The following is a 19,875-nucleotide window of genomic DNA, read 5'->3' on the forward strand; positions in this document are numbered from 1 at the left end:
TTCGCTCCACTCAATACAGAAAATAGCGCTGCGCCAGGGGCAGCTCTGTCGCCGGTTGGCAGGTCAGCAATTGCCCGTCGGCACGGACTTCATAGGTTTCGGGATCGACCGCGATTTCGGGCGTGGCATCATTCAAGCGCATGTCGCGTTTGCCGATGTCGCGCGTGTCCTGCACGGCGACTGCCTGTTTATACAGCCCATCCGCCGCACCGTCCTGAAGCCCTGCTACGCTGACGAAATGCACCGCTGCAGATTGCATCGCCCGTCCAAGCGCCCCGAACATCGGTCGTGAGTACATCGGCTGAGGTGTCGGGATCGAAGCGTTCGGATCGCCCATCTGCGCCATGACGATCTGCCCGCCGATCAGGCTCATCTCTGGCTTGGCACCGAAAAACGCAGGCGACCAGATGACCAGATCGGCGCGTTTGCCCGTCTCGACGCTGCCTGTATGGCTGCTTATCCCATGCGCTACAGCCGGGTTAATCGTGTATTTCGCGACATAGCGCCGGGCGCGGAGATTGTCGTTATCCCCAGCCTCACCCTCCAGCCGCCCGCGCTGCTGTTTCATCTTATGCGCGGTTTGCCATGTGCGGGTGATCACCTCTCCGACACGGCCCATGGCTTGGCTGTCGCTGCTGATAATCGAGAACGCGCCAAGGTCGTGAAGGATATCCTCAGCCGCGATGGTCTCTCGCCGGATGCGGCTTTCGGCGAAGGCCACATCCTCGGGGATAGAGCGGTCCAGATGGTGGCAGACCATGAGCATATCGAGATGCTCCTCGATGGTGTTTGCCGTATAGGGCCGCGTCGGGTTCGTCGAAGAAGGGATGATGTTCTGCGAGCCCACCACCCGCATGATGTCAGGCGCATGGCCACCGCCCGCGCCTTCTGTGTGATAGGCATGGATGGTGCGGCCCGCGATGGCTTTCAAAGTATTCTCGACAAAGCCGGATTCGTTCAGCGTATCGTTATGGATCATGACCTGAATGTCCATGTCGTCGGCCACGGTCAGGCAGCAGTCGATGGCGGCGGGCGTCGTGCCCCAATCCTCATGCAGCTTCAGCGCGCAGGCCCCGGCGCGGACCTGTTCGATCAGGGCTTCGGGGCGCGAGGCATTGCCCTTTCCCGCCAGCCCGATATTCATCGGAAGACTATCCGCAGCCTCCAGCATTCGGCGGATATGCCACGGCCCCGGCGTGCAGGTGGTGGCCAGCGTCCCATGCGCGGGCCCAGTGCCGCCGCCGATCATTGTGGTGATGCCGGAATGCAGCGCGTCGTCGACCTGCTGAGGACAGATGAAGTGGATATGGCAGTCGATGCCGCCTGCGGTCACGATCCGGCCCTCGGCGGCGATGATCTCGGTCCCCGGCCCGATGATGATATCGACGCCGGGTTGGGTATCGGGGTTGCCCGCCTTGCCAATGGCGGCGATGCGCCCGTCCTTCAGACCCAGATCGGCCTTGTAGATGCCCGTCCAGTCAAGGATCAGCGCATTGGTCAGCACCGTGTCCGTCGCCCCACCCTCGCGGGTGATCTGGCTCTGCCCCATCCCGTCGCGGATGACCTTGCCGCCGCCGAACTTGACCTCCTCGCCATAGATGGTCAGATCGCGTTCGACCTCGATCACCAGATCGGTATCGCCAAGACGCACGCGGTCGCCGGTCGTTGGACCGAACATATCGGCATAGGCGGCGCGGGAAATCTGGACCGGCATTACAGCGCCCCCATGATCTGCTGGTTGAAGCCCCAGACCTGCCGGTTACCCTCGAAGGGGATCAGCCGGACCTCGCGCCTCTGCCCCGGCTCAAACCTGATCGCGGTGCCTGCGGCGATGTCCAGACGCATACCGCGCGCGGCCTTGCGGTCGAAATCCAGACCCGGATTGGTTTCCGCGAAATGATAGTGACTGCCGACCTGCACGGGGCGGTCGCCGGTATTGGCGACCATCATTGTGATCGCCTCGCGACCCTCGTTCAGGGTGATGCTGCCCTGTGCGGGTATGATCTCGCCGGGGATCATGTCAGCCCGCCATCGCCAAAGTCACGCCCGCAAGCGCCGCTGCAAAGCCCGTCAGGCGGAGCGCCAGTGCCGGAATGGCTTTGCCCGCCACGATGCCGAGCCCGTGCAACAGCGCCGTTGCCACGACGAAACCCGCCGCATAGACCGCCAAGCCATTCACCGGACCCTCTGCCCCATGCGCCCAGCCATGCGCCGCGCCAAACAGCGCCGTCCCCGCCAGCATCACCGACAATGGCAGGCGCACGGCTAGGGCGACAAGCGCACCGAGGATGATGCAGGAGGCCAGGATCGTCGGCTCAACCGCCGGGAAGGGCATTCCGCCCGCCCCCAGCATCCCGCCAAGCAGCATTGTCGTCACGAAGGTCAGGGGCAACACCCACACAGCACGCTTGCCAATCTGCGCGGCAAGAAGGCCAAGCGCCACCATCGCCAGCATATGGTCAGCGCCGCCGAAAGGATGGCCGAAACCGCTGTGGAAGCTGCCAGCCTGATGCCCGGTATGGGCAAATGCGACAGATGGCATCAGGGCCAGCAGAATCAGGGTCTTTTTCATCGGTCTTCCTCAGCGGATTGGGTGGTGGACGGTCACGAGCTTCGTGCCATCGGGAAATGTGGCTTCGACCTGCACGGTCTCGATCATCGAGGGCACGCCCTCCATACATTGCTCGGCACGGATCACGGTTGCACCTGCCGCCATCAGGTCAGCCACGCTGCGCCCGTCGCGAGCGCCCTCGACCACGTAATCGGTGATCAGCGCGATGGCCTCGGGGTGGTTCAGCTTGACGCCGCGTTCCAGCCGACCGCGCGCAACCATCGCAGCGAGGCTTATCAGCAGCTTGTCCTTTTCGCGTGGGGTCAGGTTCATCCTTACTCCTGTGATTGCCAGACACGGGGCATTCCGCCCGGTCGCAAAATCGCGATCAGACGCACAATCTGGCGCCGCAGCGGCCATGCATCCGCGGCGCATGCACGAAGGATCATCCGGCCCGGCAGGGCGGAAACGGCGGCCTCCACCCCCGGCTCATCCAGACTTGCGCGCAAATCCTGCAAATGCCGGTCCGCATCAGGCCCTGAATAAATCAGCACCGAAAAGGCCCGCGCGTTGCTGAGCAACGCGGGTGAACCCGCACGATTGATGGCGACGGAATCAAGCCGAAGCGGATCGAATACCTCCACCTGTCCATCGCGCGTGACCTTACGGCTATCGCGCAGAAATATTTCTCGCACGGTTTCGCCCATGGCCTGCCGCCCCAGAACCATGGTTTCAAGCCCCAGAAAAACGGCATCTCCGCAAAGCCGAATATCGGTCCGCCGCGCAAAGCTTGAACCGTCGAACAGGATCGTATCTTGCGGCAACCAGTCAAGCCTGCCGCCCGAAGCGACATGCAGCGATACGGTTGCCTGCGCGGGCTCCCCATCCGCGCGATAGGCACGCTCTGCAGTTTGGGTCGTCGCTATGGCCCTGGTGTCGGGACCGAGGGTCACGCTGTATTCAAGCCGGTCGCCGGCCGTCAGCCCGCCCGACGTGTTCAGGAATACCAGTTCTGGCGCAGCGCCATATGTGCGCGGCAGCATGACCTTGGCGCTGCCCGATTGGGACAGTTCCGTCAGAGTGCCGCGATCCAGAGCGACCTTCGCCGCGCCGAAGCTGCGTTGCATGATGGCAGCGTCAAACATGGCCCAACGGTAGAACCGCGCAGGAACCGATGTGAGGTCAATCTGCGCGTTTCGCTAAGGCCAACTGCCGGGATGCTGCTGTTTTGGGCAATCCAGACCCACCTTGCCCACTTTCAGGGCAGGTCGTAACTGGCGCGTTAAGCCTACGCCGAAATCGGCATCGGCGGGGCGTCCAGCGTCGACAGGTCAACCCGCCGTTCCAAAGCCTGACCGTCCGAATCGAACAGATGGCAGTCGGCGGGTGAGAAGCTGATATCCAGCGGCGTGTCCTCTGCAACCCGTCGCGAACCGGGCAGCACGATAGAGAAATTCTCTTCCGCATCGTTCAGCGGCGCATAGGCAATCGTCTGCTGGCCCAAACGCTCCACCACAGCGGGCGTTACGCTCAGTGTCAGTTCACCCGGACGGATTTCGACATGTTCGGGCCGGATTCCCAAAGACAGCGTCTGACCTTCAAGCCCCGGACGCCCGACCACAGGTATCAGGGCATTCTGGCCGTTGAAGCTGATTTCGACGCCGGTATCTGTCACGGCATTGCAGGTCACGTTCAGCATATTCATGCGCGGATTGCCGATGAAGCCCGCGACAAACGTGTTCTGCGGCTTGTGATAAAGCTCCAGCGGTGCGCCGACCTGCGCGATATAGCCTGCATTCAGAACGACAATCCGGTCAGCCATTGTCATGGCCTCGATCTGGTCGTGCGTGACATAGATCATCGTCGCGCCAAGCTGCTTGTGCAGGCGCGTAAGTTCGATCCGCATATCCGCCCGCAGCGCCGCATCAAGGTTCGACAGCGGTTCGTCAAACAGGAAAATTTCCGGTTCGCGCACGATGGCGCGGCCAATGGCGACGCGCTGACGCTGCCCACCGGAAAGCATTCCCGGCTTCTGCTCCAGTCGCTGATCCAGATGCAGGATCTTCGCGGCGGATTCGACCTTCTGACGAATCTCGGCTTCGGGTGCCTTTTCCACGCGAAGGGGGAAGGCGATATTTTCGAACACCGACATATGCGGATACAGCGCATATGACTGGAAGACCATGGCGATGCCGCGTTTGACCGGCGCAAGATCGTTGACCCTGCGGTCGTCGATCACGATGTCGCCAGAGGTCGTATGCTCCAACCCCGCGATCATGCGCAGCAAGGTCGACTTTCCGCAGCCCGAGGGGCCGACAAAGACGATAAACTCACCCTCGCGAACATCCAGCGAGACGCCTTTCACGACCTCTATCGTGCCGAATTTTTTCACGATGTCCTTAAGCGTCAACTGACCCAAGGTGCCATTCCTTCCATGTCTTCAAAATGTCCCGGCCGCTGATGGCACGGCCGGGACCGGGGCTGCCTCACTTATACTCTTCAAGCGCTTCCGCAGCTTTGGTCAGCGCTTCCTGCGGCTCTGCCGATCCGGTGACAACGGACTGCACCATCTCGATCATCACGTTTTGAAGGCCGCGATAATCGGTGAACAGCGGCTCGGGCCCGCCGAATTCGATACCGTCGATATAGGGCTGCCAGTAAGCGTCGGCGGCAACCATTTCATCGACAGCAGCAGACGGACGAAGCGGCGTCAGCCCGGCGAGGCCGCCGGCTTCATATTCTTCCTGAATATGCGGCTGAGTGATAAACTTGGCGAACTCAACCGCCTTTTCCTCAACACCCGAGTCCTTGAAGACCGCCAAGCTGTCGGTGATCAGCAGAGTGCCCTTGCCTTGCGCATCAGGCCCAAGCGGAAGATCAGTGACGCCCCAGTCAATATCCGTATCCTTCAGCAGGAACGCTGTGCTGACCGCGGCCTGCAACATGCCAACCTGCCCATCCAGGAAGATCGCCCGCATCTCGTTCTGTTCGTAAGCGGTCGCGCCCTCGACGGAATAAGGTGTGATGTCTTTATAAGCCTGCAGCGCGGCAAGCACCTCGGGGCTGTCGAGAACAATATTGTTCTCATCGTCGATGACCTGACCGTTATTGGTGTATACCCAATGCAGGAACTGGTGCATCGTGTTGTCGAAGGTCTTTGCCGACAGGCCATAGCCGGCCTTATCGGTGTTTTCCGTGATCGTCTTGGCGAACTCGATCTCTTCTTCCCAGGTTTTCGGCGGCTGCTCGGGGTCCAGACCGGCCTCGCGGAAGATATCCTTGTTCCAGTAAAGCGCCTTGGTCGAAAACGCGATCGGTACACCCCACTGTGTGCCATCGAAGGTAACCGTCTCGACGATATTCGGGTAATAGGCGGCCTTTTCATCGTCGGTCATCGGAACTTCGACGATCAGATCGCTGAGTGCGAATTCCTTCAGCGTGCGCGAGCCGACATAGGCGATACCGGCCGGGCTGCCCGCGGCAGCAAGGGTGGTTGCCTTGTCCTGACACTGTGCCCAGCCGACGACTTCGGGCACGACGTTGAAGTCAGGATTCGCCTCGTTCCATTCGGCGATGTACTTCTCATGCGCCGGGTCGATCCGGTCGCCGCAATAGATCCAGCTGATTTCATCTGCCAGTGCTGGCAGGGCCGTGGTTCCGGCAAGGGCAACGCCGATCAGGCTTGTGCGGAATAGTGTTTTCACTTTCAGGACTCCCGGTTGGTTGGTTGGTTTATTGTTTCACCGCGCCAGCGGTCAGACCGCCGACGAGATAGCGTTGAAGGAAGAAGATCAGGATCAGCGCGGGCGCAATGCCCACAAAGCTGGCGGCCATCAATTCATTCCAGATCACCTCTTGCTTGCCGAAATAGGCGTAAAGCCCGATCGGCAGCGGCATGTATTCGGTCTTGGAGTTAAACGTCAGCGCAAAGATGAACTGCTGCGAATATGCGCCGATAAAGGTCATGATCGCGACCACGATGATGCCCGGTCGTGCAATCGGCAGGATCACCCGGCGAAAGGTGTAGAACTGGCTGGCCCCATCCATATAGGCGGCCTCGTTCAGCTCTCGCGGGATGCGCATCATATAGGTGCGCAGCAACCAGATCGCGGCGGGGATCAGGAATGCCGCACCCGGCACGATCATCGACCAGTAGGTGTTCAGCATTCCCAACGTCCGCATCAGGCGGAACAGCGGAATCAGCAGCACAGCGCCCGAGAACATGCTGACCGCAAGGAATGCCGCCAGCACCAGACCCATCCCCTTGAAGCTGAACCGGGCAAAGGCATAGGCGGCAGGCACGACCAGCAGCAACACGATGATGGTCGCCACGCTGGAGATCAGGAAAGAGTTGAAGATGTAGCGCGCAAAGCCCGGCACACTTTCCCACATCGTGAAATAGGCAGCGAAAGAACCGTTTTCGGGCCAGAAGCTGTACGGCGTCGAAAACAACTGCGCCAGGGGCTTCAGGCTGACAAGGAACCCTTCGATGAACGGCGCCAGCATGAAGAACAGGAAGGCAAAGATGCCTGCGTAAATCCCGATGATTTCCCACCAGCGGTAGCGGTCGATCATGGGCGTGTCGTCTTTGCGGAACAAAGCCATCTGCGTCTCCTATGCCTTGTCCATAGCGTGCAAGCGCCGGGTCACGCGGAAGTATGCCAGACAGAACAGCGACAGGAAGATGCAGATCACCACGGCACGCGCTGCACCCTCGCCATATTTTTTGGAACCGATAGCGACCTGATATGTGTCGATAATCATGGTTGTCGTCTGCCCGGACGGGCCGCCCTGTGTCAGGATCCAGATGATGTCAAAACTGTTGAATGTGGCAATCAGCGACAGCATCGACATGGTAATGATCGCCGGTGCCATCAGCGGCAGTGTGATACGGCGAAAGCGGGTCCAGCGGCTGGCACCATCGGTCCATGCGGCCTCATACAGGTCCTTCGGTATCGCCTGCATCGCGGCCAGGAAATAGATCGTCACCATCGGCACACCGATCCAGACATCCGTAACAATCGTCGCCCAGAACGCTGTGCTGCCATAGGCAAGGAAAGCCACCGGCCCATCGACGATACCAAAGCGTTGCAGCAGGCCAGAGATCATCCCAAACTGCCCGTTATACATCCAGCCCCACATGAAGATGCCGATTGCCATCGGCACGATCCACGGCGGCATGGTCAGAATACGGAACAGATTGCGCCCTGGCACGGCAGCATTCAGCAACACCGCCCCGCACATCCCGATGATCATCTTCAGCAGAACCGAAAAGAACGTCCAGATAAACGTGCGTGTAATGACGGTCAGGAAAGTCTCGTTGAAGATTTTTTCATAGTTCCGCCAACCGACGTAATTCACCACCTTACGCAGCGACGCGTCGGTGAAAGACAGACGTACAGTTTCCACAAGCGGCCATGCCACGATGATCAGGACATAGATGATAGCAGGCGCCAGAAGTGCCCAAGCGAATACCCAAGCGGAACGCGAACTTGTCATCAGGCGGCCCTCTGCATCAGGGCTTCGTCATAACGTTCCCAGATCGGCGCGAGATCGATCACGCGACCCTGCCGGCGCGCATCATCCATCGCCATCGCAAGAATACCTGCCTCAAGCGCATCCAGCGGCGAAACCGGCAACGGGCCGCCGCGCATGACATGGGCCACGACCTCTTCGGCCATCTTCTCATCCGCGCCGTAATGCTGTGACAGTGCGGTTGCCTGATACTGTTCTTCGACGACGCGGGCCTCTGACATGACGTCGGTGACGTTCAGGAAGCCACGGATGAAGTCGCCCTCGGCCTGACCTTTGGTGCCGAAAACCGCAAAGCGGCGGAACTGGTCAGGCGCATTCAGATTGGTGTGGAAATTCATCCCGACGCCGTTGGCGTATTCAACAATAGCAACCTGATAGTCGATGATATCGGCATCGTTGTCGAAAACCTTGTCAGAGCCGTTCCAGCCGGAGGGCTTGCGGTGATACAGACTCAGATCATTGACGCCTTCAAGACGCGGGTCGTTTTCCGGCACGAATGTCTTGCGCCCGCCGAAGCTGGCAACACGCGCGGGCCGGGAACCGATCAGGCCGTTGTAAAGGTCCAGATCGTGGCAGCACTTTTCCAGCATGAAGCTGCCGGACCATTTTTCATAGCGGCGCCAGTCGCGCATGAAGAAGGCACCATGATAGGGGAAGATGTGTTCCGCGGCTTCGACTGAAACGATTTTCCCCAGTCGGCCATCATCCCGCGCTTTAAGCAGATCGCGGTAAAGCGGCGCGTAGCGCAGGACCAGACCGACAAGCAGACGGTCATGACCATAGCGGCCCATCAGTCCTGCCAGTTCGACTGTCTGGTCAATCGTCGAAACGATGGGCTTTTCCGAGAAAACCTTGTTCCCCGCTTCCAGCCCAAGACGAATATGATCGAGGTGCATGTGGTTGGGAGAGCCGACCATAAGCAGATCGTAGCCACCAGCCTTCACCAGTTCTTCGGCAGAACCGTATCGGGTGCCTTCAGGCACGCCATTTTCCTGCAAGGTTGGCAGACCAGCGGGCTCCGGGTCGAAATAGGAAACAATCTCGAACTCCGGATCCATCTCCTTGAAGACATGCCCAAGGTAGCCAAGGCGGTAGCCAAGTCCAATTATCCCAACCTTCATTTCGCCCCCATTGGAGAAATTCTTTTTCTCCTATATGCAAAAACTTCTTAAGCTTGGTCAAGAAAATTTAGCATTAACTTGTTTCAGTGTAATACTTTTTCATGCATCTGACGTTCTTTCACCGGCATTTGCGGCACGAGAAGCGGAAATTTGCCTTTCACAGCGCCTTACCAGACCGTTCCACGGGCAAGCAGCTTTTCAACGCGCGTCACGGCACCGTCCCGATGAAAAACAACACGGTCGAACAGATTCGACACGACGCAGCAATGGTTTGGGACGATTCGCACCTGCTCTCCGATCCGGGGAAGGTCTGCTGTGCAACCCGACACATCCGTCACGGCATGTTCTTCGGACAGAGAAACGATCTTTGCACCTGGCAACTCTTCGATCCGCCCAAAATCATCAAAACCGAGCAGATCAGAGGTCAAGGCCTTCGACCCGGCGTCAAGAACAAGCCTTCCCTCGGTCGGTATCGAAACCACGGTCGCCAGAACATGCAAAGCGAGATCATCTTCCTTGCATTCGCCCGTACGCACCATCGAGCGGTCGTTGTAGACATAGGTGCCAGCCCGATGCTCTGTCGCGGCGGGAACCAGATGCGCTTGCCAGATATCCGGACTGCCGCCATTCGAACGTATCGGGCAGTCGATCCCAACGGAATCAAGCAGTGCCATCGCCTCAGTCAGAAAACTCTGGACGGCTTTTGCACCACCGGGCGCGGGATAGGTCAGCAATCCAGCGAAGTGCAGGCCGTCCGAAGCACTGATTTTCTGCGCCAGTTCGAATGCGGCGCGCGGTGACTGAACACCACAGCGCCCGCCGCCAGTGTCACATTCGATCAGCACTGACAACGGCTTGTCTTTGCCGAAAGTGGCGGCGTAACCTGCAACCGCGACCTCGTTATCGGCGCAGACTTTCAAGGCAGAAACGCGATTGTTCAACGCCTTCAAACGGCCCAGACGCGAAGCGCCCAGAATATTGTAAGTGACAAGAATGTCGTCGAAACCGGCATCGGCAAATGCCTCTGCCTCGGTCAGTTTCTGACAGTTCAGGCCCACCGCCCCAGCGGCAAGCTGCTGCTTTGCGACGTAAGAAAGCTTGTGGGTCTTGATATGCGGCCTGAACGCTATCCGGTGCTGGTCCATATATCGCTGTGCACGGCCGATATTCGCGGCAACCCGATCCTCATCTATGACCGGCATCGGGGTGAGGACATCATGCAGCGGGGTGCCGGGTTCCGGCCAGGGGAAGGTCATGCTTCACTTTCCTCAGTCTTGAGATTGCGCGGCCAGATGTCCTGACGCACATGGCGATAGGGCGTTGTAGCTGGCTCGTTCGGGTAAGGCCGCCCGGCAGAGCAATAAATGATCTCTGACGCGATAGGCGCGAAGGCGGCATAAAAATGATTGGTCGACTTGATGGCCAGGATTTTCTGCTTTTGCGGATCGATTCCAAGCGCCGTAAACAGCGACGGATCATAGCTTTGCGCCCGCACCGTGTTCAGGATCACCTTAACGCCCGTATCTTCGCCCTGCTGATCCAGCACCGAGATACGCGCAGCCGGGCCAAAGGGAACTACGCTTTCCCCAAAGATCATCCGCGCATCGGCAGATACCTTCTCCACACGAACAAGTGCATCAACCGGATCACCCGTATTTGGCGCAGACTTTCCGCCAAAGCGCAGCAAAAACTCGGCGCCCTCACCCGCCACCATGCAGATCTGCACCGCCATCGGATCCCAGATCGTGCCTACGGCAACATCCTTCGCCCCTTTGGACAGAAGTTCGCGCAAAAGCACCGTTGCATCGCCCGCCGTACCACCACCGGGATTGTCCCACATATCGGCGATGACAACGGGCCCATCCTGCGATGCCATCGCCTTTGCCACGGCATCAACCTCGTTCATCGCCGGCATGATGTGGCGCCCGCGATTGGCATACAGCTTCTCGCCCAGTTCCCGCGCCAACCGCTGGCCCAGTTCCGCATTGCCGTCCGTTACGGCAATAGTTTTGGTTCCCATTTCAGGGACGTCACCGGCCATGAATCCGTGGATGGTCGAAAGGGACAGGACCCGCGGATCATCCTTTTCGATCTGCTGCATCAGGTCGACAAAGCCCCGCATCGGCTCTTTCGAGGTCGGAAATACGTCGATCATCTTGCAGTCATGGATCGACATGACCGGATGCACCCGATTTTCCAGCGTATCGACCGTGATACGCCACAGATCCTCGGCCCGTTCGACGAAATCGGTGTGCGGGAACTCTTTGAAGACGACAAAGAAATCCGCCGCGGCGACCCGCTTTTCGGTCAGGTGGCTGTGCGGATCAAGCTCTGCACAAAGCAGCACATCGGGACCGATGATCTCGCGGATGCGCGCCAGCAGATCGCCCTCGGGGTCGAGATAGCCCTGCGCGACCATCGCGCCATGCAACCCCATCACCACCGCATCGACGGGCAAAGCCGCCCGAAGCTGATCCAGAATCTCATCACGCAGGGATTCGTATGCCCCCCGCGAAACAAGACCCGCCGGGTCCGCCCAGGCCGCGGTTCCTTCGATCAGCGTCCAGCCCTTCTCGGCGCAAACCCGGCGCCCGACGGGAATCGGCGCGGTACACAGGGTTGGCGTCGGTGGATGCTGACCGGGTGGGGCATAAAGCGAGGTTTCAAACCCTTGCCGGTCGATCATGATCGGGGAAAAAGTATTCGTCTCTGTCGCGAGCGCTGCGACAAAGATCCGCTTTCGACTGACAGCCGTCATGGATTTGCCACGTAGGGCAAGTAGCCGACAAAACCCGCAATCTTCCAACGCCCGCCATCGCGGCGGCAAATATACAGGGTTTGCCAGTTCATGACGTCATGACTGCCATCGGCCTTTGCCAGCTTACCATCGAACTTCTTGCGGACCAGAGCCGCGTCGCCGTCAATCTCGATCTCTTCCAGCCGTGTCGCGCCGAAAATACCCTGCTTGGGATCACCCGCGAAGGCGCCGGCATCGCGCGTTGCGCCGAATTCCTGCGCCTGCCGCAGCCATTCGTCGCGATAGGCTTCCAGGGTGGGGAAGGCCAGCGTATAGCCCTGCGGATCCGGTTGATGATTACCGCTGATCCCGGTAAATCCCGCCGCGATGAAATCGTCGGCGACCATCTGCCAGTCTGCAGTCAGAAACGCCTCGATATCCCGCGGGACCAGCATTTCCCAAATGGCACGTCGATCCGTGTCTTCCTCTGCGAACGGATTCTTGAACGGATCACGCAAGCTCACTTTTGGCCCCCTATGTGAAAAAAAATTTCTGCACTTGAAGATTTCTCTAGTATCATCACGAGAGACATGGATAAATGTCAAGAAAATGAGAAAACAAATTTCTGGAAGAGTCATGACCGACCCAAATTTGCCAGAACAGGAAACCGCAGGGGAGGACGCAGAAAGCCTGCCGCCTTCTGCAAATGACCCAAGCCCGGCGACAACGGCACCGCCCGATATCATCGCGGCACTGGCAAATGAAGAGGGCCTGATTTCAGCGCTAGAGCGCAGGCTGGCGGCGGAAATACTGTCCGATGTGAATTTCGCGACCGGCGCCTCCATTACCGAAATTGCCGAGCGTGCGGGCGTCTCCCCGCCTACCGTCACACGTTTTTGCCGCAGACTTGGCTGCGCCTCATTTTCGGATTTCAAGGTGCAGCTTGCCAAAAGCGCCTATGTCGGTCTGCGCTATCTGAACCCGGAAATGGCCACGACGACCCCGGCAGAGGTCGCAGAAGACATCGTGACGAAGGCCCAAAGCGCGCTGTTCGAACTGCATCGTGGGCTGGATATGGACAGCATCGCCAGGGCAGCGGATTTGCTGGCGGGCGCCGGTTTCATCTATGCGTTCGGCTCTGGCGGCAATTCATCCATGATCGCGAATGAGTTGCATAACCGCCTGTTCCGTCTTGGCTGCCGGATTTCCGCCTCGACCGATCACGGACTCATGTTGATGCAATCCGCCGCCGCCGAAAGGGGAACGGTTGTGCTCGGTTCTTCGTTCAGCGGCCGCAATGTAGAACTGGTGCGCTGTTTCCAGCTTCTGCAGGAACGCGAAGTCCCAACCATCGCATTGACGCAGCGCGATTCCCCGCTGGCGAACTGCGCGGATGTCGTCGTCCCGATCAATCTGCCAGAAGGCAAAAATATCTTCAGGCCCACCTCGACGCGGTTTGCATTCCTTGCGGCGGTCGACATCATCGCGAATCTCGTCGCCTATGCCAACCGCGACCGCTCTGCCGTTCTGCTGCGCGGCATCAAGGAACAGTTGATCCGTCACCGCGACGGGGACGACAGGCAGCTTCTGGGCGACTGAGCGACGCAGAAAACGGTCAGAATTTGAACCATGGAAGAGGAAGTCATGTCGAAGCGACTTGCCATTGTCACTGGTGCGGCGGGTGACATCGGCCGCGCCATATCCCGAAGATTGCTGCGCGATCACGACGCAGTTGTGCTTGCCGATCTGAATCTGTCAGCGGCAGAGGCTACAGCGGAAGAAATGCAGGGTGAAGCGATACCGATTCAGGTCGATGTCACCGCGAATGAAAGCTGCACGAATCTGGCCGAGATCGTGGCAGGCAACGGAACGGCGGTGACGCTGGTAAACAACGCCGGCGCGGCAATCGGGCCCAGCCTGCACGCAACGACCTCAGACCAGTGGCATGATGATCTGTCATTGAACCTCAGCGCGCCTTATCAGGTCTTTGCCGCATTTGCCGATCAGCTGGTGGCGTCGCAGGGATCGGTGGTCAACATCGCCTCGGTCAACGGGATGTCGGTGTTCGGCCATCCCGCTTATTCCGCTGCCAAGGCCGGAATGATCCATCTGACACGCATGATTGCCGTGGAATATGGCCGCCACGGCCTGCGCGCAAATGCCGTCGCCCCCGGCACGGTCCGCACGCAGGCCTGGGAAGAACGGGCACGGGCCAATCCGGCGGTGTTCGAAGAAGCCGCGCGCCACTATGCCCTAGGCCGTATCGTCCGGCCTGACGATGTAGCGGAAGCGGTCGGCTTTCTCGCATCGCCGCTTGCCGGGGGGATAACGGGCGTGGTGCTGCCGGTCGATTGCGGTCTGACCGCAGGTATCCCGGCGCTTGCTCGTCAGTTTTCCCAGTCCGAAGACTACTGAACTCTCGCCTGAAAGATCGCCACTATGACCCTTTTCCTTGAAAACGCCTGGTCACCCGCTCCTGCACCTGATGGAAGCTGGACCGTAACACTTCACAACCTCGGCGAAGAGGAGTTGGCCAATTTCACGCTGTCGGTCACCACAATTACCCGGATCATGCCAGAGCATGATATTGTGGGCGCAAAAGTCCTGCGCCGCGTCGCCAATTATCATGAACTGGCGCCCCCGGAAGGAACGCGCCTGAAGGCCGGTGACACATGGCGCTTCAGCGTCTCTGGCCTGAACAGGATGCCGTTTCACCGCAATGACGCGGCGAAAACGGCATGGATCACGCGGGCTGACGGAACACATCTTCACATTCAGGTCGGTGATCTGATCCAACACCCCGACATCCCTTCGCTGCCGCCGCCCCGTCTGCCCGAAGGCAAGCTGACCTTGCCCTTCGCCCTTATGCCGTGGCCTAACCAGATCGACGCAGAGGCCGGCGAGGCACCGGTCATCCTGCACGCCGCCGATGGCACATCGCTTGCGGATCGCAGATTGATGCTGTCGGTCGATGACCTGCACACTCGTCTGTTTCCGACCGCGCGAAAGCTGTTCCAGCTTGGCGAGGCGCCCGGCAGCCGCGGGCTTGCCTTTGCCGAGGATGCGGGCCTGCCGACAGAGGGCTTCCGGCTGGACTTCGCAGAACAGATCACCTTGTCCGCCAGCACAGAGGCGGGCCGTCGCTATGGCCTGATCGCGCTTGCTCATATGCTGCACGGGGCGTTCAACGACCCACAGTTCCGCTTTCCGCTTTCCGGAACGATCGAAGACGCACCACGCTATGACTGGCGGGGCAGTCATCTGGACGTATCGCGCCATTTCTGGAGCTTTGAAGAGGTAAAGCGGGTTGTCGATATCCTCGGCTGGTACCGGATGAACATCTTCCACTGGCACCTGACTGATGACGAGGGCTGGCGGGCCGAAATCCGCGCCTACCCTCAGCTGACCGCAGAGGGTGCGCATCGCGGATATGATTCCCCCGGTATGCTGCCGCAGCTTGGCGACGGGCCCGAAAAGGCAGGTGGCTATTACACTCAGGACCAGATGCGCGATCTCGTGGCACATGCAAGCGGGCTGGGGATCGAGGTCATGCCGGAAATCGAAACACCCGGTCACGCGGCTTGCGTGCTGGCAGCGCTGCCTTTCCTTGTCGATCCGGACGAGACGCCGAACAGCTATGCGCCCGTGCAAGGCTATCCGAACAACTCGTGGAATCCGGGTGTGCCGGAAACTTTCACGGTGCTGGAAACCATCATAGATGAGCTGTGCGAAATTTTTCCCGCACGCTATTTCCACATCGGCGGGGACGAGGTCGCCAAGAACGCATGGCTGGAATCCCCGAAGGCGCGCATTCTGATGCAGCGCGAAGGGCTTTCGGGCACATTCGAGCTTCAAAGCTGGTTCGCCGGGCGCGTGAAGAAAATGCTGAACGCGCGCGGCAAGGTGATGGTCGGCTGGAACGAGCTTTCACATGGCGGTGGCGTTGAACCGGAAGACACCATCCTGATGGCATGGGAAACGCCGGAGGTCGGGATCGAGCTTGCGCGGCAGGGCTATGACGTCATCATGACGCCGGGACAGGCATATTACATGGATATGGTGCAGGGTCCTGACTGGCTGGAAAACGGTGCCGGATGGGCGGGTCCCGTGCCACCTGAACAGACCTATCAATATGAGGCAGAGGGCGACTTTCCTGACGATCTGCGCGGCCATATGCGCGGTATCCAGTCGTGCATATGGTGCGAACATTTCACCACCACCGCATGGTTCAACGATCTGGTCTTCCCGCGCCTTCCCGCCATCGCAGAGGCCGCGTGGACACAAAAGGAAAATAAGGATTGGCAGCGCTTTGCGGCGCAAGTGCGTCTGCATCCCACGCTATAGAGGAAGACGGAACAATGCGCATTGCTGTCGGCGGCATCCATACCGAATGCTCGACCTATTCCCCGGTCCTGATGCGCACCGGAGATTTCCGGGTCTTGCGTGGCGCGGAGCTTGTGGATCATGACTATTTCGCCTTTCTGAAAGCGCATGAAGCGGCGTTTCTGCCGCTTCTGCACGCCCGCGCCGTTCCCGGCGGCCCGGTCGCGAAAGACGCATATGACGCGTTCAAGGCGGAGTTTCTGGACCGTCTTGCAAGCGCTATGCCGGTCGACGGCGTCTATCTTGCCATGCATGGCGCGATGAAGGTCGACGGGATGTTCGACGCAGAGGCCGATTGGATCGGCGCTGTTCGCGATATGGTCGGCCCCAATATTCCGATTGCCGTCAGCTACGACCTGCATGGCAATGTCTCGCAACAGGTGGTTGATGCGATCGACATTTTCGCAGCCTATCGCACAGCGCCGCATATCGACGTCGCCGAGACGATGGATGCCTCGGTGAAGATGCTGGTGCGCGCGCTGACCACGGGGGAACGTCCCGGCGTCATACGCGTACCGGTGCCGCTGCTGCTGCCCGGAGAGCGTTCGTCCACCGTGGATGAACCTGCGCGCAGCCTCTATGCCGGTTTGCCAGCTCTGGAAGGCCCGGACGTCTGGCGTACAGATCTGATGATCGGCTATGTCTGGGCGGACGAACCGCGCGCAACGGCAGCGGCCATCGTCACCGGGACTGATGCGGATGCGGCCAGTGCCGCGGCAGAGCGTATTGCGGCAGATTTCTGGAATGCGCGTGATCGGTTCGCCTTTGGGCCGGTGACTGGCACATTGGACGAAATGCTCGATCTGGCAGGCCGCACAGAAACCCGTCCGATCATTCTTGCAGACAGCGGCGACAACCCCACCGGTGGCGGCGTCGGTGACCGGGCCGACGTGCTGGCAAAGCTGATTGAGCGCGACTGGCAGGAAACCATCGTCGCAGGCATCACCGATGCACCGGCGACCGAGGCTTGTTTCAATGCCGGCGAAGGTGCGGAACTACCACTTAAGATCGGCGGAACGCTGGATCCCTCTGGCTTGTCGGTGACCGAAACGGTCCGGGTGCTGCGTCTTGTCGAAGGCGACAAGACGACCGAAAGACAGGCCGTTGTCCAGACCGGGGGGATCCAGCTTGTGCTTGCTGCCCGCCGCCGCCCCTATCACAATACCGAGGATTTCACGCGACTCGGCCTGAACCCATCCGAGGCAAGGCTGGTGGTTGTCAAATCCGGCTATCTGTCGCCCGATCTTGCGGCCATCGCCGGTCCGAACCTGATGGCGCTGACAGATGGCGCGGTAAATCAGGACATCGCGCGGCTTGAGAACAGGCATCGGCATCAGGCCACCCTGCCCTTTGATCCCGACTGTGGCTTCCAACCATCTGCGCAGCTCTCTGCCCGTTTCCAGACTCAGTCCTGACAATGAACCCGTGGATCGCCATTCTTCGCCATCACAAGGTGGTTCGCGTCTCTGCCGCAGCGATTTTTCTGTACGGGCTGGCGGGTGCGGCGACCTCTCCCTATCAGTCCGTTATCGGTATCCGCGAACTTGGGCTCTCGGATCAGGCCTACGCGACGATTGCGCTTATCGCATCTATTACGAATGTCATCATGGCCATTGCCATTGGTGCCACGTCCGACCGCTTCCAAAGCTACCGCCTGCCGCTGATCTTCGTCTCGGCCTTCGGCATCATCGGCTACGGGGCCATCTGGGCCTTCCCTTCGCCCCTGGTCTTTGCGGTTGTCATGATCGGGCCGCTGGCGCTGTTTCATGCCACCAACTCGATGCTGTTCGGCAATGTCCGGGCGCAGTCGCATCTGTTCACACCGGAAGAAACGCAGATCGTCAATGCCGTGATGCGGATGGCCATTTCGCTGTCCTGGGTGCTGGTGCCGGGCATCGTCGGCCTGATCCTTGCCGGTCAGGACAGTATGATCGGGGCCTATCTGATCGCAACAATAGCTGCTGCCGCCTGTATGACGACCATCATGCTATGGCTTGGACCAGACCGACCGCGACCGGGCCCGCCTTCCGCGGAAGAGGACCTGCCAGAAGGCGGAACCGGCACCGCGCGCGTCGCGCCAAGTTCAGGGCGGACTGACCGGCCGGTTCAGGTCAGGTTGCCGGGATCGGTCTTTGGCGACATGCTTCAGATCCTGCGACCGCACCTTCTGGCGCCGGTTGTCGGCGTTGCCCTGATCAGTCAGGTGCTGCATGTGAATGGCGCGGTTCTGCCGCTGATCATGACCGGCCAGGCCGGCGGTAAAGCCGGCGATGTCGGCTATGCCGTCGGTATGGTCGCCCTGCTGGAGGTCATCTTCATGTTCGCATGGACATGGTCGCTGCGCTATCTGCGCCTGACAACGGCGCTTGCATATGCAATTGGCATCTACCTGTTCTATCTGATCGGGCTGGCCCTGGCGACGGACCCTCTGCATGTCTTTGCCGCCAGCATATTGGCGGGCATCGGGGCGGCTGGCATTATCTCGATCCCGATTTCCTATCTGCTGGACCTGATCAGCGACCGGCCCGGATTGTCCGCATCTCTGATTGCTGTGAACATGTTTCTTGGCGGCGCGTTTGGCGCGGGGGTATTTGCCATCGGGACTGCGATACAAGGCTATCCCGCAGCAGCTATTTTAAGCGGTCTTGCCGGGATGCTCGGCGCGGCGATACTGGTCTGGCGGGAAAGGCTGTCGGGATGAACCGGATCACGCTGGAAATCTGTGTCGATGATGAGGCTGGCATCCGCGCGGCCGCAGATGGCGGCGCCGACCGGATTGAGCTTTGCGCGGCCCTTGGCGTTGGCGGTCTGACGCCATCTGCCGGGCTGATGTTACTTGCGCGACGCTCTTCCTTGCCTTCGATGGTGATGATCCGTCCACGAGCCGGGGATTTCGTCTGGAACCGCGCCGAGCGCGACGCCATGCTGGCCGAAATAGCAGCCGTCAAAGCGGCAGGTCTGGCGGGTGTCGTGATCGGCGCATCGCTGCCCGATGGCAGGCTGGATACCGAGGCGATGACAGAAATGGTCCGCGCAGCAGAAGGATTGGACATCACCCTTCACCGCGCCATCGACCTTGTACCGGACCCCGCCGAATCAATGCGGCTGGTTGAAGGGCTGGGCGTCCGGCGCGTCTTGTCTTCGGGTGGCGCAACCACGGCGTTAAGCGGCATCGACAGGCTGAAACTGATGTCTGACACGGCCCCATCCGTGACGGTCATGCCCGGCGGCGGCGTTTCGGCCTTGAATGCCGCGACGTTTGCCGATGCGATACCTCTGCGCGAAATTCATGCCTCTGCCTCGGTCATGGCCGAAGCGCCATCATTGCGCGCGATTGCCGAGTTCGGCTTTCAGCCTGCCGGGTCGAAACGCACCGACCGTGACAGCGTGCGCGCCCTACGCGATGCGCTAGACCTGATCGCAGGCCAAGCAACGGATCGCTGACGTTGCAAGACCATTGCCAAGATGCTGGCTGGCCGCGATTGATCTGATATACCTCGGCCAAGCGGCCCTCAGCGGCCCTTGTCTTATACGGTGTAGCGAAAGGC

Annotated in this window: 19 protein-coding genes; 6 read left to right on the forward strand and 13 right to left on the reverse strand. The window is 59.9% G+C overall.

Annotated features, from left to right (window positions below; all coding sequences use genetic code 11):
• Nucleotides 1-10: 10 nt before the first annotated feature.
• From ureC to PAF20_RS14120, 13 genes are all read right to left on the reverse strand, one after another.
• A complete protein-coding gene (ureC, locus tag PAF20_RS14060; RefSeq protein ID WP_271071229.1) occupies nt 11-1,714 on the reverse strand; it encodes an urease subunit alpha in 1,704 nt (567 codons plus the stop codon).
• Complete coding sequence (locus PAF20_RS14065) at nt 1,714-2,019, reverse strand: urease subunit beta (RefSeq protein ID WP_271071230.1); 306 nt, start codon at nt 2,017-2,019, stop codon at nt 1,714-1,716. The genes ureC and PAF20_RS14065 overlap by 1 nt, the downstream gene beginning before the upstream one ends.
• A gap of 1 nt (nt 2,020) precedes the next feature.
• Complete coding sequence (locus PAF20_RS14070; protein WP_271071231.1) at nt 2,021-2,572, reverse strand: HupE/UreJ family protein; 552 nt, start codon at nt 2,570-2,572, stop codon at nt 2,021-2,023.
• 9 nt (nt 2,573-2,581) lie between these two features.
• Nucleotides 2,582-2,884 (reverse strand): urease subunit gamma, encoded by a 303-nt coding sequence (locus PAF20_RS14075; RefSeq protein WP_271071232.1) that lies wholly within the window; start codon nt 2,882-2,884, stop codon nt 2,582-2,584.
• Nucleotides 2,885-2,886: 2 nt separating this feature from the next.
• Nucleotides 2,887-3,696 carry an urease accessory protein UreD gene (locus PAF20_RS14080; protein WP_271071233.1) on the reverse strand — a complete coding sequence of 270 codons (810 nt, stop codon included), beginning with the start codon at nt 3,694-3,696 and terminating at the stop codon, nt 2,887-2,889.
• A gap of 143 nt (nt 3,697-3,839) precedes the next feature.
• Nucleotides 3,840-4,970 (reverse strand): ABC transporter ATP-binding protein, encoded by a 1,131-nt coding sequence (locus tag PAF20_RS14085; RefSeq protein WP_271071234.1) that lies wholly within the window; start codon nt 4,968-4,970, stop codon nt 3,840-3,842.
• Between the two features lie 67 nt (nt 4,971-5,037).
• Complete coding sequence (locus PAF20_RS14090; protein WP_271071235.1) at nt 5,038-6,255, reverse strand: extracellular solute-binding protein; 1,218 nt, start codon at nt 6,253-6,255, stop codon at nt 5,038-5,040.
• 28 nt (nt 6,256-6,283) lie between these two features.
• Nucleotides 6,284-7,156 carry a carbohydrate ABC transporter permease gene (locus tag PAF20_RS14095; RefSeq protein ID WP_271071236.1) on the reverse strand — a complete coding sequence of 291 codons (873 nt, stop codon included), beginning with the start codon at nt 7,154-7,156 and terminating at the stop codon, nt 6,284-6,286.
• 9 nt (nt 7,157-7,165) lie between these two features.
• Entirely contained in the window at nt 7,166-8,050 is an 885-nt protein-coding gene (locus PAF20_RS14100; RefSeq protein ID WP_271071237.1) for a carbohydrate ABC transporter permease, read from the reverse strand.
• Nucleotides 8,050-9,207, reverse strand: coding sequence for a Gfo/Idh/MocA family protein (locus tag PAF20_RS14105; protein WP_271071238.1), 1,158 nt, complete (start codon nt 9,205-9,207; stop codon nt 8,050-8,052). The genes PAF20_RS14100 and PAF20_RS14105 overlap by 1 nt, the downstream gene beginning before the upstream one ends.
• Before the next feature lie 167 nt (nt 9,208-9,374).
• Entirely contained in the window at nt 9,375-10,463 is a 1,089-nt protein-coding gene (locus PAF20_RS14110) for a D-TA family PLP-dependent enzyme (RefSeq protein ID WP_271071239.1), read from the reverse strand.
• Complete coding sequence (locus PAF20_RS14115) at nt 10,460-11,965, reverse strand: M81 family metallopeptidase (RefSeq protein WP_271071240.1); 1,506 nt, start codon at nt 11,963-11,965, stop codon at nt 10,460-10,462. The genes PAF20_RS14110 and PAF20_RS14115 overlap by 4 nt, the downstream gene beginning before the upstream one ends.
• Entirely contained in the window at nt 11,962-12,468 is a 507-nt protein-coding gene (locus PAF20_RS14120; RefSeq protein ID WP_271071241.1) for a hypothetical protein, read from the reverse strand. The genes PAF20_RS14115 and PAF20_RS14120 overlap by 4 nt, the downstream gene beginning before the upstream one ends.
• 112 nt (nt 12,469-12,580) lie before the next feature.
• On the opposite strand from PAF20_RS14120, the gene PAF20_RS14125 reads away from it, so the two are divergent.
• The 6 genes from PAF20_RS14125 to PAF20_RS14150 are packed head-to-tail and all read left to right on the forward strand — an operon-like array spanning nt 12,581 to nt 19,771.
• Nucleotides 12,581-13,543 carry a MurR/RpiR family transcriptional regulator gene (locus tag PAF20_RS14125; RefSeq protein ID WP_271071242.1) on the forward strand — a complete coding sequence of 321 codons (963 nt, stop codon included), beginning with the start codon at nt 12,581-12,583 and terminating at the stop codon, nt 13,541-13,543.
• Nucleotides 13,544-13,588: 45 nt separating this feature from the next.
• Nucleotides 13,589-14,359 carry an SDR family oxidoreductase gene (locus PAF20_RS14130; protein ID WP_271071243.1) on the forward strand — a complete coding sequence of 257 codons (771 nt, stop codon included), beginning with the start codon at nt 13,589-13,591 and terminating at the stop codon, nt 14,357-14,359.
• A 24-nt stretch (nt 14,360-14,383) separates the two neighbouring features.
• Nucleotides 14,384-16,288, forward strand: coding sequence for a beta-N-acetylhexosaminidase (locus PAF20_RS14135; RefSeq protein WP_271071244.1), 1,905 nt, complete (start codon nt 14,384-14,386; stop codon nt 16,286-16,288).
• A 14-nt stretch (nt 16,289-16,302) separates the two neighbouring features.
• Entirely contained in the window at nt 16,303-17,742 is a 1,440-nt protein-coding gene (locus PAF20_RS14140) for a M81 family metallopeptidase (RefSeq protein WP_271071245.1), read from the forward strand.
• 2 nt (nt 17,743-17,744) lie between these two features.
• The gene (locus tag PAF20_RS14145) at nt 17,745-19,028 is read left to right on the forward strand and encodes an MFS transporter (protein WP_271071246.1); all 1,284 of its coding nucleotides are present in this window, start codon (nt 17,745-17,747) and stop codon (nt 19,026-19,028) included.
• The gene (locus PAF20_RS14150; RefSeq protein WP_271071247.1) at nt 19,025-19,771 is read left to right on the forward strand and encodes a copper homeostasis protein CutC; all 747 of its coding nucleotides are present in this window, start codon (nt 19,025-19,027) and stop codon (nt 19,769-19,771) included. The genes PAF20_RS14145 and PAF20_RS14150 overlap by 4 nt, the downstream gene beginning before the upstream one ends.
• Nucleotides 19,772-19,875 lie beyond the last annotated feature (104 nt).

The organism is Paracoccus albus (assembly GCF_027913035.1).
In the GTDB taxonomy this organism is placed as follows: domain Bacteria; phylum Pseudomonadota; class Alphaproteobacteria; order Rhodobacterales; family Rhodobacteraceae; genus Paracoccus; species Paracoccus albus.